This window comes from Cobetia sp. UIB-001 (genome assembly GCF_044789135.1).
Taxonomy (GTDB): Bacteria; Pseudomonadota; Gammaproteobacteria; order Pseudomonadales; family Halomonadaceae; genus Cobetia; species Cobetia amphilecti.
In genome coordinates this window covers 2,555,512-2,571,211 of record NZ_CP058244.1, presented here as the reverse complement: position 1 = coordinate 2,571,211, position 15,700 = coordinate 2,555,512, and the positions used below count along the sequence as shown (strand labels likewise).

5 protein-coding genes are annotated in these 15,700 nt (G+C 64.0%); all 5 read right to left on the bottom strand.

From position 1 onward, the window contains the following. Nucleotides 1-292: 292 nt before the first annotated feature. The 5 genes from HA399_RS10655 to HA399_RS10635 all read right to left on the bottom strand — a co-directional run bounded on the left by HA399_RS10655 (nt 293) and on the right by HA399_RS10635 (nt 15,568). Entirely contained in the window at nt 293-8,536 is an 8,244-nt protein-coding gene (locus tag HA399_RS10655) for a type I polyketide synthase (RefSeq protein WP_404324939.1), read from the bottom strand. Further along, complete coding sequence (locus HA399_RS10650) at nt 8,533-10,254, bottom strand: LTA synthase family protein (protein ID WP_404324938.1); 1,722 nt, start codon at nt 10,252-10,254, stop codon at nt 8,533-8,535. The genes HA399_RS10655 and HA399_RS10650 overlap by 4 nt, the downstream gene beginning before the upstream one ends. 385 nt (nt 10,255-10,639) lie before the next feature. Next, on the bottom strand, nt 10,640-11,524 hold the full coding sequence (locus HA399_RS10645; protein WP_279833003.1) for an SDR family oxidoreductase: 885 nt from the start codon (nt 11,522-11,524) through the stop codon (nt 10,640-10,642). Nucleotides 11,525-11,656: 132 nt separating this feature from the next. Then, a complete protein-coding gene (locus tag HA399_RS10640; RefSeq protein WP_404324937.1) occupies nt 11,657-12,871 on the bottom strand; it encodes a capsule biosynthesis protein in 1,215 nt (404 codons plus the stop codon). A 282-nt stretch (nt 12,872-13,153) separates the two neighbouring features. After that, the gene (locus HA399_RS10635) at nt 13,154-15,568 is read right to left on the bottom strand and encodes a capsular polysaccharide biosynthesis protein (RefSeq protein ID WP_404324936.1); all 2,415 of its coding nucleotides are present in this window, start codon (nt 15,566-15,568) and stop codon (nt 13,154-13,156) included. Nucleotides 15,569-15,700: the final 132 nt, after the last annotated feature.

The window sequence follows — 15,700 nt, the reverse complement described above, 5'->3', positions numbered from 1 at the left end:
GGGGGAATTGCGGGTTGCCAAGAGTCGAGTTCCTTACACATGTGATGCTGACCCAAAAACGGGCGCAAGAGCCTTGGCTCTCCGCCCGTCGGGTATCTTCAAGCTGATCGTGTGCGCTGACGAGGCATGGGCCTTGGCGAGAGCGGGGACTGCTGTCAGGGCCCGATCTGGCGATGTCCGTCTACCTGTCACCGTTGCGCGAATGGGTCGACGTTACGCCAAGATGGCGCATGGCACCAGCCCACACCTGCCATCCGGCATCATGGCGTGGGCTGGGCGCCGGGGCTGGTGGCTACTTGCTGACCATCTCTCCCCGCTCTGTCAGCGTGGCCGTCTCGCCGCCATGCTGCTTCACCAGCTGCGCCATGGCCTGGTCTTCGGCGCTGCTTTCGGCCTCCTCGCCGTCGGCATTGCCCATCTTGTGCATCAGGCGCTCCGCCAGTCGCCACAGAGTGGCGGCTTCACTGATCATCATCACCGGAATGCTGATCCCCAGGCGTGCCTCGACGGCCGTCATCAGCTCAACCCCCATCAGCGAGTCGAAGCCCATGTCGTAGACGCTCTTGTTGACGTCGATGGCGCTGGCGTCGATCAACAGAATCTTGCTCAGCTCGCCCTTGAGAATCTCGACGATAGCGGTCTGCAACGCTTCGCCGCTCAAGCCCGCCAGTGCCGCGGCGATATCATCCTGCTGCGCCTGGCTGTTGTCATCCTCACCGGCGCGGCGGGCGATTTCCTCGAAGCGCGGCGTGGCGGCGGTCGGCAGGAAGCGTGCAAGCGCGCCCCAGTCCAGTTCCAGCACGCCCAGCGAGCGCCCCGGCAGGCCGAGTGCCTGGGCGTGCTGATCTGCGCTGATCATCTCGCCGAGACAGGCCAGTGCGTGGTCTGCCATCAGCGCGTCGCCACCGAGGCGATTCTTGAGTGCTTCGCGGGTCTTCTCGTTGCGTGCCAGGAAGCCGGCATCCTCGATCGCGCCCCAGCGCGCGCAGGTGGCGGGCAGGCCTCGCGCACGACGGTTGGCGGCGAGGCCTTCCAGCCAGTGGTTGGCCGCCACGTAGACGCTCTGTCCCGGGTTGCCGAACAGGGTGGTGGCCGAGGAGTAGAGCACGAAGAAGTCCAGCGCATGCTCGGCACTCAGGCGATCCAGCAGGCGCGCACCTTCCAGCTTCGGCGTCATCACGCGCTGGATGCGCTCGGCATCGAGATGGCGAATCAGCGCATCATCGATCACCGCGGCGGCATGGATGATGCCCTTCAGCGGGGCGATGCCGTTGGCGTCAGCGGACTTGCCGAAGCGTGCGAACACCTTTGATAGCGCGGCGTCATCGGCGACATCACAGGCCAGCGCATGCACCTTCACGCCCCGGGCCTCGAGACGCGCGACACCTTGCTGTGCTTCCTCACTGGCCGCGCCGGAGCGCCCGATCAGGACCAGCTCACGCGCGCCCATCGCTGCCAGCCACTCGGCGCTGCGCAGGCCAAAGCCGCCCAGGCCGCCGGTGACCAGATAGCTGCCCGCCGGGTCGATCGTCAGTGTCTTTTGATTGGCCGTTAGCACGTCGGGCTGACGGGTCACTGCACTAGCTGTCTGCTCCGCAGCGTGTTCGGCGACGCGCTGAGTGACGACGACCTTGCCGATCTGGCGGGCCTGCTGCATGTAGCGGAAGGCCTCGACCACCTGACTGGCATCGAAGGTGGTGTAGGGCAGCGGCGCCAGGGTGCCGTCCTCGAACAGCGCCATCATCTCGCGGAACAGGCGCGTGGTCAGGCCCGGGCATTCCTTCATCAGCTGATCGGAATCGATGCCGAAGTAGCTGAGGTTATTGCGGAACGGACGCAGCCCCATCGGGGTGTTCTCGTAGAAGTCGCGCTTGCCCAGCTCACAGAAGCGCCCGAACGGCTTGAGCACGCGTAGATTCTGGGCGATGGCTTCACCGGCCAGCGAGTTGAGCACCACATCGACACCGCGGGCATCGACAGACGGATCACGCTGCTGACGTGCGGCGAGATCGGCCAGGATATCCTCGGCGAAGCCATGGCTGCGAGAGTCATAGACGTTGTCGATGCCCATCAGCGCGAGGAAGTCGCGCTTGGCCGGCGAGCCGACGGTGGCGAACACCTCGGCGCCCAGCCACTCGGCGATCTGCAATGCCGCGATGCCCACGCCGCCGGCGGCGCCGTGAATCAGTACCTTCTCGCCTTCTTCCAACCGCGCCAGATGCTTGAGCGCGTAATAGACGGTGAAGAAGGTGGTCGGGATGGTCGCCGCGGCTTCCAGGCTGACGCCGTGGGGCACATGGGCCAGCGCCGTGTCGGCGATCACCAGACGGTCGGAGAAGCTGGCCGGGCCGAAGCCGACCACGCGCTCGCCGACCTTGAATTCGGCATTGGTGCCGGCCTGAGTGACGATGCCGGAGAACTCGAGTCCCAGGCTCGGGCCGGAGAAGCCGTGCTCGATGGCCTCATCCGACAGCAGGCCGAGGGTGTACATGACATCGCGGAAGTTGAGGCCGGTCGCCTCGACACGCACTTCGACTTCGCCGGCTGCCACGGCGGGCAGAATGCGTGGTTGCCATTCCAGATTGCGCAATTGGCCGGGCTGGCTGAAGCCGAGGCTGACGCCGTGGCGCTGGGTTCCAGATGCCTGCGAGCGGGCATTCTCTGCGCCAGCGGCCTGTTGAGGCGCCGCCACCTGACGCAGGCGTGTCGCGAAGCGCGCGCCAGTGGCATCCAGCACCACTTCCTGCTCGTGATCCGGCGCTTCGAGTTCCTGCACCAGCGCGTCCAACAAGGCCGGCGTGCAGGCGGCGTCGTGCTCCAGCGTCGGCGTATCCAGCAGGCGAATGGCCAGCGACTGGCTCTCGTTGGCCAGACTGCGCGCGAAGCCCCAGCTGGCCGCATCCGCTGGAGGAGTCGCTGCGGGGGCGCCATCTGTCTGCCACAGCGCCGCCACGTCATGTGTCAGCACCCACAGCGTCGGGGCGAGACGGCTGTCGTCCTGCTCCTGGGCGCTGTCAAAGGCCTGGGCGACCTGTGTCAGCAGCTGTTGGCGTGCGCACTGGAGGGCGTTGGTGCTGTCCGTATCATTCTGCTCAGCTGTCGCCGCAGCGCTGGGCAGCGCGATCAGGCGATCAACGTCGCCAAGCTGCTCGATCAATGCGGACACGTCCGCGGGTAGGCTGGCTGACAGGCGCAGATGGCTGACCTGATGACCACGTGCGGCCAGTGAGTCGCTCAAGCGCGTCAGCAGTGCCTGATCCGCCGGTGCCTGCGGGCAATCCAGCAACGCGATGGAGAGCGTGGCGGCCTGGCTTGCCACTGCTTCGCCTTCCAATGATTCACTCTCGATTGATTCACCTGCCGCCGTCTGGTCTTCAGCGACTTCTGAAAGCGGTGCCAGAGCCGCAAGCGGTGCCTGAGCGGCAAGCGTCGCGGACAGCCACCAGGCGCCTGATGTTTCAGTACCCAGCTGATCGCTGGCCAGGCTATCGCTGGCAGGCGCTGGTGACTCGATGTCGAGGCCCAGCTGGGTCAAGAGACGCTGCCATTGCGCGATGCCCGGATGACTGCGCAGCTGCTCACCATCATCGAGGGCCAGAATCGGCCCGGCCCAGGCCGCCGGCTCACAGCCACACAGCAGCAGCTGCGCGCCGGGGGCCAGACGGGCGATCAGCGCTGTCAGCAGCGCGCGCGCCTGTGACGGTGCCTCGAAGTCCAGATGCACGATGGCGAGCTGCGTCTTGTGGGGCGTGGCGGTGTCCTGGAAGTCCTCGCCCGCGATCACGTCGATCAGCGGCAGGTCATCCTGCAGGCGATTGGCTTCACTGAGGGCGCCGGCACTGGCCGCCACGAAGCGGTAATCCAGCGCTGAGTAACGACCGTTGCGTGCATCCGCCTCGCGCAGTGTCGCGAGACGCTGGCCCAGCCAGGGGCCGCCGGCACCCAGCTCCAGCACATCGAGGCGCTGGCCGGCAGGCAGAGTGGCAAGCGCGCTGCTGATGCGTTGATCGAGCTGTGCGCTCAACCACTGCCAGCCCGCATTGCCGACCGCCGTCTTGAGCAGAGTCGGGATCAGCGGCTGGCGCAGATGCTCCAATGCGGCACTGGCGTCCGTCGAGAGCAGCGCCTCGCGATCTGCCACCACTTCATCAGCGGCGCCGTCCAGCTGAGTCCCTTCTGACTGAGCACCGCCCAACGAACGCTCTTCTAACTGAGTCCCGCTCAAGGGCATGCCGCGATTGAGCCATTCATCCAGATGCAGGTGCAGGCGACCGGCGGCATGCGTCAACGGGAACTGGCCCGGGTAGTCGCGTACCAGCAGCTGCCAGATATCATTGGCGGCGGGCAGATCCAGCGAATTGATCTGCCAGTCGCCGCTGTCGAGTGCTTCCGTCAGGCCTTGTGACTCGGCCCAGTCGAGCAGGGCACGGCTGAACAGCGGACAACGGCGCTGCCAGCGCGACAGTGCCTCGTGATCCAGATGGGCCAGCTCCGGGTCGCCCGGCGCGGCGTGACGCAGCAGGGTCTCGTGGACGCTGGCGAGCATCAGGCTGTCGAGCAGCGGCTCCAGCTCATCGCGGAAGCACTGGCTGTCGGCCAGCAGCGTCTGTGCGCTGGCGGCCGCGTCGCTCTCACCAATATTTTCACCAACACTCTCACCAACATTCGCCTCACCACCCTCACCGCCATCGGCAGCTTCTGACGCGTGCATGGCGTCATTCACCAGGCCTGCGAGATCCAAGGCCGGGGCGGACGGCTGAGTGAGCGGGTGCGGGGCGGCAGTCAGTTCGATATCCAGGTAATCCAGATGTGCCGTGCCATCACGTCCCAGGCGTACGGCGCGGAAGCGGGCCTCTTCGGCAACCGCCACGGCGCGGCCTTCGGCGTCGAACAGCTCGAAGTCGGCACACAGGGAGTGCGGGCCACGCGAGCGCAGCACGACGCGTGCGGTGACGATCTGTGAGGCGCGTACCTGCTCACGCACCTGCAGGCGACCGACACGCACCGGCACGAAGGCCATGCCATTGCTGGCCGCCATCTGGCCCTTGAGCACGCTCAGCAGCGGAATGAACAGCTGGAAGGCGCTGTCGAGCACGCCGGGGTGCAGATGGAAGTCGGCATCCTGGCTGGCCATTTCCTCGGTCAGCGAGAAACGGGCCAGCACCTGCGGACGCGCAGTGCCCGGTGCATGATGGTCGGCGCCCGCGTCGACCCAGATCTGCTCGGCGGCGCGGAAATGCGGACCGTAATGCAGACCGAGTTGTGCGGCAGCGGCCACGTGCTCATCGCGGCCGAAATCGGCGGCGCGAGTCGGCATGATCGGGGCAGTGCGCTCCAGCAGGCGTCCACGGGTGGCGGTGAAGGCGCGCGCCACGGCGTGCAGATTCCACTTGTCGGCATCCTCCGCGCGTGTCTCACGACTCTCCAGACGCATGGCGCCATTGGCGCTGTCCAGCGACAGGCGGGTCAGGCGCAGCGTGCTGTCATCGAGCAGCAGCGGGGCGCGAATCTCGAAGTCTTCCAGATCCAGCACGTCGGGCAGGCTGTCCGCATCGGCGCTGGCGACCTGCCATTCGTGGGCGGCGGCCAGGCACTGCTCCAGATAGCCGGCCCCCGGGAAGACGGCACTCTCGCCGACCTGGTGATCGGCCAGCCACGCGACCTTCTGGGTGTCGAGCTGGGCTTCCCAGGTCAGGCGTTGCTGGGCGAGACGGTAGCCGAGCAGCGGATGTACGTAATGACGATCCAGCAGACGCTGGCTTTCGCTGGTGGTCTGGATCCAGCACGGGATGCGTTGCCACGGGTAGCTTGGTAGCTCGACGAACTGACCGGCGACCGGGAACAGGTGGGTGATGTCGACGGCGCCGGAAAGCAGCACGCGACCGCGCAGATGCTCCAGGGCATCTAGCCCGGCATGGCGACGGTCGAGACTGGCGAGTACCTGGCCGGCGGGCGCCTCGTCACTGCGCGCCTTGAGGATGTCGTTCAGGTAGCTGCGCAGGATCGGGTGCGCGCCGATCTCGACCAGCAGGCGATGGCGGCCGAGGGCAGCGTTCTCTTCCGCCTCGGAATGCCAGTTGACCAGCGAGGTGACGGCGGCCTCGAACATGACTGGCTGACGGATGTTCTCCCACCAGTAGCGTGCATCCAGCTGCTCCCCGGCAATGACGCTGCCGGTCACGGTGGAGATGAACGGGGTATGGGTGGCGCGGGGCGTCAGGCCGTCGAGGGATTCGAGCAGGCCGGGCTTGATCGGGTCCATCGCCGGGCTGTGGAAGGCGTAATCCAGCCCCAGTACCCGCGCGAAGGTGCCCTGGGCGGAGAGCTCCTTGCTCAGCGCTTCCAGCAGCTCACGCTCGCCGGCCAGGGTGGTGCCGCGTGGGCCATTGATGCCAGCCAGTGACAGCGACGCCCATTGCGGCTGCTCCAGCCACTCGCGCATCTCGCACTCGCCGAGACCGACGGCCATCATCGCGCCGGTGCCACGGGTACGCCCCTGGTGGTAGCTGCGCTGGAAGATGACGCAGGTGGCCTGTTCGAGCGTCAGCGCGCCACTGGCCCAGGCGGCAGCGACTTCGCCGACACTGTGGCCGGTGACGGCAGCGGGGCGGATACCGCGTTCGATCAGCCATTCGGTGACCGCGACCTGCAGCGCGAACAGCGTCGGCTGGGCGATCTCGGTGGCGTCCAGGCGGTTCTCGCCTTTCTCGCTCAGGCTGCCGTCCAACTCCTTGAGCAGCTCGAAGCCATTGAAGTCGCGGAAGGCGACATCGAGGCGTTCAAGACAGGCGCGCACGCTGGCGGATTCTTCCAGCAGGGCACGGCCCATGCCGGCCCACTGGCAGCCATTGCCGGAATACACGAACACCGGGCCGCGCTCCTGCTGCACGCTGCTGACGACTTTTGCGCCACGGCGTGGCGATGCACCATTGTCGCTGGCGCTCGGCAATGCCGACAGACGATCCGCCAGAGTGATGCGCGGATGGTCACCGAGATCTCCCTCGCTGCCGAGGGTGTCGAGGTCCTCTAGCAGGGTGGTGAAGGTATCCGCGCTGAGCAGGGCACCATGCACATGGTGCTCGCGGCGGGCGGCCAACTGCCAGGCGAGATCGTAGAGGGTTGGCGCCATGTCGTGGGCGGCGAGCTCACGCAGGTGCTCTGCCAGCTCCAGCGCGGAGTGCTTGAGCGCCTGCGGCGAACGGGCGCTCAGGCGCAGTGGCGGCGTCTGTTCACCTTCACTGCTCGGTTGCGCTACCGACTGTTCGGGGGCACTTTCCAGCAGCACGTGGGAATTGGCGCCACCGAAGCCGAAGGAGTTGACGCCGACGACCAGACGACCGTCTGCCTTGAGCTTGCGCGGTTGGGTGACGATATCCAGATTCCACTCGTCGGTAAGAATCTTCGGATTCAGACGCTGGATCTTGATCGTCGCTGGCACTTCACGGTGCGCGATCACGCCCAGTGCCTTGGCCAGGCCTGCCACGCCAGAGGCGGTTTCCAGGTGGCCCATGTTGCTCTTGATCGAGCCGATCGGCAGCGGACTGGAGCGCTTCTGGCCGATGGCGGCGCCGATGGCGCGGGTTTCCAGCGGGTCACCGACCGCGGTGCCGGTGCCATGGGCCTCGAGATAGTCGATCTCGTCCGGCGTCACACCGGCCAGTTCACAGGCGCGCTCCATCAGCTGAATCTGCGCCGCTGGATTGGGCACGGTCAGGCCGGACTTGTAGCCGTCGGTATTGACCACGGAAGACGCCACCACGGCGAGAATGCGGTCGCCATCGGCGATGGCCTGGTCGAGATCCTTGAGCAGGAAGACACCGCCGCCTTCGGAGCGCGCATAGCCGTCGCCGGCTTCATCGAATACCTGGCAGCGGCCGGTCTTCGACAGCATCGTGGCCTTGGAGAAGATCAGGAAGCCGTACGGATGCAGGTGCAGGCTGATGCCGCCGGTCAGCGCCATGTCGGTTTCGCCGCTTCTGATCGACTGGCAGGCCTGATGGAAGGCGACCAGCGAGGAGGAGCAGGCGGTATCCAGTGACAGGCTCGGGCCATGCAGGTCGAAGGCATACGACAGGCGGTTGGAGGCCACGCTGGAGGTATTGCCGGTCGCGGTGTTCGGGCCGATGGCACCGAAGTCATCCGCCATGCGGTAGGAGTAGTCGAGACTCGCCACGCCCATGAAGACACCACAGCGAGAGCCGCGCATCTTCTCGGCCGGGATGCCAGCGTGCTCGATGGCTTCCCAGCTCATTTCCAGCAGCATGCGTTGCTGGGGGTCCATGCTGGCGGCTTCGCGCGGGCTGATGCCGAAGAAGGCCGGGTCAAAGCCCGTGATATCGCCCAGTGAACCTGCGGCGAAGCTGTAGCTCATGCCCGGGGCTTTCTTGTCCGGGTGCGAGAGAGATTCCTTGCTCCAGCGGTCGTCGGCGACTTCGGTCACCATGTCCTTGCCGGCCAGGAGGTCGTCCCACAGGGTGGCCTGAGTGGTGCCGGGGAAACGGCTGGCTGCGCCGATGATGGCAACGCGTCGGGTCATGACAAGCTCCTGAACTTCTGAGTCACGGCACTGTGGCGAGCATGTTTCGCGGTCGCCTTCAGCAGCGCACTTCCTAATGTATCGATATTGATGACGCGCGGGTCGCCCTTGCGGCATTGCTCGTCAGTCTTGAAGGGCCCTTCGCAGTCGAGGGCCCACTCCAACAGCTCCGGGTCCTTGTCGCGCACGGCCGCCATGGTCTGGCGGGCGGTGTCGTCGGACTCCGGCAGGGCGCTGGACCAGATGAAGCTATCGGTCACGCCATTGGGCTCGCCCAGGGTCGTATAGACCTCGGGCATGATCGGCACATGGTCTCCATAGAAACACAGCAGCCCGCCGCGCGGCAGTCGCGCCAGCGCGGTGGTGAGCTGATCGATCATCGCGTCGGCATTCACCAGATGACGCAGATAGATGCCCAGTTCCTGACAGTTCTCCGGCAGGTCTCCGTCATACCACTCCGCCAGACGTGCGCTGTCGAAGGTTTCCAGATGCAGCGGGCCGTGATTCTCCATGGTGATCACCTGGATGAACAACGGCGTGTCGCCGGCTTCCAGCAGGCAGTCTTCGACCTTGGCCGCCACGGCGGCATCACTGATGTACTGGCCACTCCTGTCGGCATCGCTGAAGTGGGCGATGTCGAGGAATTCATCGAAACCGAGCTGTTTCAGCACCTGATTGCGCAGGTAGAAAGTGCCCGGGTAGGGGTGGATGCACAGCGTGCGATAGCCCATTGCCTTGTAGCTGGCGGCCAGATTGGGCACAGCGCGGCGCGCCAGCTGATGGTAGGGGTTGAACTGGTGCACGCCGAGCTCTTCGGCGGTCAGCCCCGTCAGGAAGGCGGTTTCGGTGCGCACGGTATTGGCGCCCCACGCCGGCACGGCCAGGCGCCCGCACGGCAGCCCTTGGGCCAGGGCGGTGAAGTGGCAGCAGTCCAGGTTCGGCAGCAAATCGTCACGTACCCGGGGATAGACGCGGCGGGCATCGAAGAAGGATTCGCTCTGCACGCTGACGACATGGGGCAGTGTCTTGGTGGCGCCCTCGTCATCGAGTTCGCGCAAGGTGTCGTCGAGTTCGCGCTGTGCCTCCTCCAACGGATTGCGCAGCGGCGTCAGCGGGCGACGCGCCAGCCGTGCATAGGCCAGCAGGTAGGCCACCATGCCCAGCTCGCTCAGGTCGAACTCAGGGGCCAGCATCACCTTGTTGGCCAGACGGTTGCCCAGGGCGTAGGTCAAGACGCTCGCACCGATCAGAACGCTGATCAATGGCACCAGCCACACAGCGGCGTTGCCTGAGTAGGCGGAGGAGAAGCCCAGTGCGGGCTCGAGCCAGAGTCCCAGACCGATCGCCAGCGCCCCGGCCGCGGTCGCGGCGATGGTCAGGCCGATGCCGAAGAAGGGGATGTACAGGCGCGGGTGCTTGATGGCGTCGGTGAAGTACTCGAAGTCCTGGCTGAGGAAGGGTTCGCGCAGCGACACGTACTTGGTGTGGCTGACCTGCAGCACCACCAGCCACAGCGCATTGACGACGATCAGCGAGAACCAGGGGCGCTGGGTGATCAAGGTGCACAGTGACCAGCTGGCGCACCAGTACCCGACATGTGCCAGCCTGGCGCTGACGGGGCGGCGCCAGAATGCGGCTGGCGGTGACGTCATCTGTTTCAGCAGCAGATGCTCAAGCCCCAGCGTCAGCCCGAGGCCGACCAGCAGTGGCCCGGCCATGAAAGACACAAACGCAATGACAAACTCCATGTAATGCCGACCTCGTTAGCCTCTGCCGTCGCAGGGGCTGTGTAGTGTCCGGTCGAGTACTCGACCCTGATCAAGATCCATGGCGGCCAGGGGAGTGACAAGTCGCCCCCTCGCCGCAGTATTTTCAGGCGCTCTGGTATCCAGATCCTGATCGTTCCAGCGTGTTCAACTGTCGCTATGGCGTTCCCGCCACTGTCTTCCTTATCGATCCTGCACGATGTACTCCAGTGGCAGGTGCTAGGGTATTACGCTAACTCACTGTCATGACAATGGAAAAACGCTGAGTCATCGCCTGCTGCTCATGGCGGGCCGGCTCACGGTTCACGGCTCAGGCTCACGAAGACGCAAGCCCCGATCAATGAGTGTAATTGAACCACCCGAGCAGGCGCTGGGAGATTCCGGCGGGCAGGACACTCAACCACCAGCACCCGAAGTTGAGCGGGAAGGGGAAGCTGATACGCGCCCGGTTACGCGCTGCACCCTTGAGAATGCGGCGTGCGGCCTTCTCGGGTGGCATCTCGAAGGGTTTGGGCCCTGGCATGGCCTCACACATCGGTGAGGTGACATAGCCGGGCATGACGACGGTGACCCCTACGCCATGGGGTTTGAGCCAGCTGCGCAGGCCTTCGCCATACGCCTTGACCGCCGCCTTGCTGCCGCTGTAGCTGGGCGTCAATGCCAGGCCATGCCACGCCGCGAGGGAGCTGAGCAGTACCAGCTGACCACTGCCGCGCTGCTTCATCGCCATGGCCAGATGATGGGCCATGCCCAGCGTGCCGATCACGTTGGTCTGCAGCAGGCGGCGTGAATCCTCCCAGCGCTCTCCGTTGCCCTGGGGGCCGATATCGGTGTTCATGCCGGCATTGGCGATGGCGATGTCCGGCACGCCGCGCGCGCAGACTTCATCCAGCCAGGTGAACAGGGTCTCTTCATCACACAGATTGAGTACCGTGCATTCCACCTCGGCGCCCAGCTTGCGGCAGTCGTTGGCGATCGCATCGAGCTTGCGCTGCTTGCGGCCGGTGAGGATCAGCGTGGTGCCCGTCTCGGCATAGGCGCGCGCCAGGGCGCCGCCTATCTCGCCCGTGGCACCGGTGATCAGGACGCGCCGCAGGCGGCTGGCATCCTGCGTGGCTTTCGCACTGGCGTCGCTCTCTGCAGGTCGACTATCCGCTCGGTGAGTGCCAGCGGCGCGTTCAGCGTCGGTAGGCTCTGGCTGCTGGGGGGGCATGGCCGTCATCTTTGGTCTCCTTGAATCCCGACACCGAAGGTCGGCAGTTCCCTTGCGTTTCTCGTTATGGTCGGGTGAGAGAGGCTGCCATCATTGGCGTGTCTCACCGTTGTTGCGTGGTCCAGCAGTCTTTTTGCCTGTTCAGCAGCGGCTCAACATGTTCTCCAGCGGCGAGCGTTCGGCGCACAGTATCTTGGAGGCGCCCAACACGGCGAGTTGCATGCCCGGCTTGCAGTAGAAGCCGCCATTGAGCTGCACGGTATGAATCACCGTATTGCGGAAATGTCGGAAGAGCGTCGTGTCGGGGCGCTGACCCTGGGTCCAGAAATCATGCAGCGAACCCTGGAAGGTCAGGCCCGGCAAGTTGAAGATCGGGTCACCCATGCAGAAGGTCGGGCAGCGATACTGCAGCGCCACGTTGCCGGTCGTGCTGTTGACCGTGATCATGCCCTTGGCCTGCTGCAGCAGCTTCTCCAGATTGCCGCTCTCCAGATAGACGATACGCCCGATCAGATCGTAGCGGCGCTCCAATGAGCGAATCAGCCCCGGGTAATCCACCAGCCCCATGTCGAGGGGGTGGTTCTTGATCACCAGGCGGGCACCGCGTGGCGCATTCAGGGCGAAGCTCTTCATCACTCGCTGGATGACTTCCTGCATGTTGGCGAAGCGCGAGTGGTGGCGTATCTGGGCATCGGTATTCAGCTGCAGCGGCAGCATGTAGTAGGGCGCGCCACTGCCCATCAGCTGATCGATACGCTTGGCGTCACGCCGTTTGTACCAGCGCATCAAGGGCAGTCGTGTCGCATAGCCCGCGTATTCCTGCACGGCGTGAATGCTGTGCGGCCGGTAGCGCGGGAACAGTAGCGGATTGGCCGCGCCCGCCAGGTGGTAGGTGATGTCATGGCGCGCACGCTCACTGAAAGGTGCATTGAAACGCTGCGGCGTGGGGGCATCTTCGAGGTGTTTGCCTGCCTCACGGAACCAGTCAGGGTCGCGTGGCAGCAGGGAGTGGCCATTGACGCCTTCGCGCTCCAGTGTCACCCAGTAAGGGCGGAAGTAGCCCTCCTCGAACACGTGGGTACGGATGCCGAGATATTCCGCCTTGAGCACGGCATCACGATGTACCGGGCGTCGGTCGCCGAACAGCACCTGATCGGTCACGTGATGCTTGCGCCAGAGTTCGGCGATCCAATCCCCAAGGTCCTCGAGCTTGCCGCGATAGGCATACGCCTTGTCGTGGCGCCAGTAGAAGCTGTCGCCGCTGTTGAAGTTGACCTTGATGACCTCATGGCCATCCTGCTTGAGCTTTTTCGCCAGCTGCAGGAAGAAGGGCGAGCACACCCCCTGCAGCAACATGAAGACGCGCCGGCGGCCGCCGCCCGGTCGAATGTGAGCAGAGGGTGGCTGCCTCGGAGTGTGCAATTCAGCACCGCGCGAGACGCCGGGCTGGACTGGCGGGCGTGTCAGGACGGCATCATCCGACATCTTGAGCTGGCGCAGTTTTTCGATCGCGCTAGCCACGGAGGTTGCCGGTGAGAGGCCTTGTTCCCCAAGGCTCTCTTGCGCGCGAGCGTCCGCGGGCATGAGTGCGGAAGCTGAAGCGGTGAAAGGCAATGCCAGACGTCCATGTAACATGATTCAATGCTTCCCGATGAATAAGGCGCGATAGCCTCGATAAAGACGGGTTTTCCAAGGCAATGCAGGCTTCAAGGTACCTCTGCGAAGCTTGTCACGTTGTTGTTCCAGGATCGTGACGACTGTCTCGGCATTGCATAAGTGACCGTGCTCAGGGGCCACATACACGGGATACTCGATCAGAGCGCCAGCCACCAGGGCATCCACACTCAAGTGCCGAGTTCGTCCTGGACACTCGACAAGGTCATGAGTCAGCCCCCAGCCAGCATAGAAGGGCAGGCCATGGGTCGTGACGGGCACACCTCGTATCAGGGCTTCAAAGCCCGCGAGCGAGCAGAGTGTGTGTACATGATCCACCTGCTCAAATAACCGACTGATATTGCCGGTGGTCAATTCGAGATCGTACGTCCCGCCTTCAGTCGCCACCTCGCCACTACGCCCCCCTGTGACAACGTCGGGATGCGGTTTATAGATCACGTAGCTTTCAGGGTGCAATTTCCGCGCCGCCTCAAGCAGAGCCTGATTGGTGCGTATCCCGGGGCACGCATGGCGTATCGAGGCATCTGACTCCACCTGGCCGACGACCAATATCACGTCACGGCCCTTGGCCATTTCGCGAAGGTCCGGCAATTCATCACCTTCCGAATTGTACTTGCTCAGTCCCAACGTGATCAGGCGCTCGCGTAATTGGCGTGCGCGGCCTAACTCGGCATCGGTGAAATCATGATGCATCAACCAGTGCTCCAGTGTGCTTGAGCGACTGGCGTCAAAATGCATGCCGAGCGGGTCGAGGATCAGCGAAAGTGGCCGCGTGAGATCCACCCCCAGGCCGACTGAGCGCAAGAAACCGTCCTCGATTCGCCACAGAGCGCCCCCTTGTGCAATGACGGAGGCTTCCAGCTCTGCTGTGGTTCGGCTCGCCCAGCTCAGCACCCGGGTAGGGTGCGGGGACTGTTGTTCGCGCTGTGACAACGCTTGCGGATCATGCGCGATGGTGACACCAGCTGTCTTTTGCAGCTTTTGCAGTGCGATGGCATCGCTTTTGACGAAGTCGCAGTGCGCCAAGGGCCCCAGGAAGCCGGGCAGGAAATTACGCTTCCAGCGCGAGTACCCCGGCGCTATCCAGTGTCCTGCCAGCCTGGTAGCCATTCGCTTCTGGTCTGCAAGCAGTTGAATGATCTCTTCGAGCGTCGCGGCCTGCTGGGTATAGGGGTTGGCATAGCGGCTGTATTCGAGATAGGCCGCGGCAAACACCTGCTCAAGCGTGCGTGACTGGCCTCGGCGCGGACATTGCTGCCGATCATCCGTCAGGCCCCAGCCGGCATAGAACGGCATGCCGTGGCAGGTCACCGGCAGGCCTGCCATCAGGGCCTCGAACCCAAGCTGGCTGGTCACGACATGGACGCCATCGACCTGTTCGAACAGGCACCAGGGGTTGATGTCGTCACTCAGCAGCGTGCAGCCAAGCTTGCGTGCCTCCTCCAGCAGATAGCCGCGCTTCTTGCCAGCGATCACATCCGGATGCACCTTGACCCAAACCTCGGCTCCCTCGATGGCGCAGGCCTCCCTCAGCATGGCAAGGAAAGTCTCCGGGCTGGCCATGCCGCCAATGACAGACGCATCCTCGGCGGTCTGATCCACGATGAGAAGTCGCTGCATGCCAGGCCTTCGGGTTGGCAGCTTGCGCTCTGGTGCATGGTTGTACTTGCTCAAGCGATGCATGCGCAGGCTTTCGAGAGCCGCGCGCGCGCGCGCCAGCAACACCTCACCCTGACGCGTCGGCGCTTCATTGATCAGTTGCTCGAGATCGCTCGGTTGGCGCGCATCGTAATAGATGCCCTGATGATCGACCACCATCGCCATGCCAGGGTAACCGGCGCTTGCCAGGGTCAGAGAACGCAGGAAACCATCCTCCAATGCGACGTAGGGCAATCCATGTTCAAGCGCATATTGGCGCGCACGTTTCGCCGTGGGTTTATGTCCCCAACCGACGATACGCATGATGTTTGTCGAGGATTTCTGGCCCGCGAATTCTGGCGCAGTATTTATCCCTTTCGATGCCCCGAGTTCTGGCAAAGAATCAGCCTCGCTCGCTGCCGGTTGTTGTTCTTTTCCTACATTTTTTTTGCTCAGTGTACCTGTCGGGGCACGTCGCCTGGCAGCGAAAGATAAATTCTTGAAGGTGAGCGAGTTGTCATTGTTCTGACACGAAAGGGGTGTACGCCCTCTTGTCAGTGGCAGCAACTCGGGAATGAAGCAAGCAAGAAGTGGTTGGCGATAAATACCTGAAGAAAAACAGAGCGATGCCCCAGAGGTCGCGTCATTCGTGACATCTGCTGATTCATGCCGAGCGTGAGAGGCGCATGGCAGAGCACGCATGAGAAGCTCCCATCCTTGGTTCATTGCCGCCTTCAGCATGCAGGGTGTCCGTTTCAGATAAGAAAAGTGACTGCTTACTCGTGATGCTCAGCACGCCTGGTGAGACTGTCGTGTGAGACCGTTGACTCAGAGTCCGCAAATAGGGAAAGTACGCAAAGTGACGAACGAATT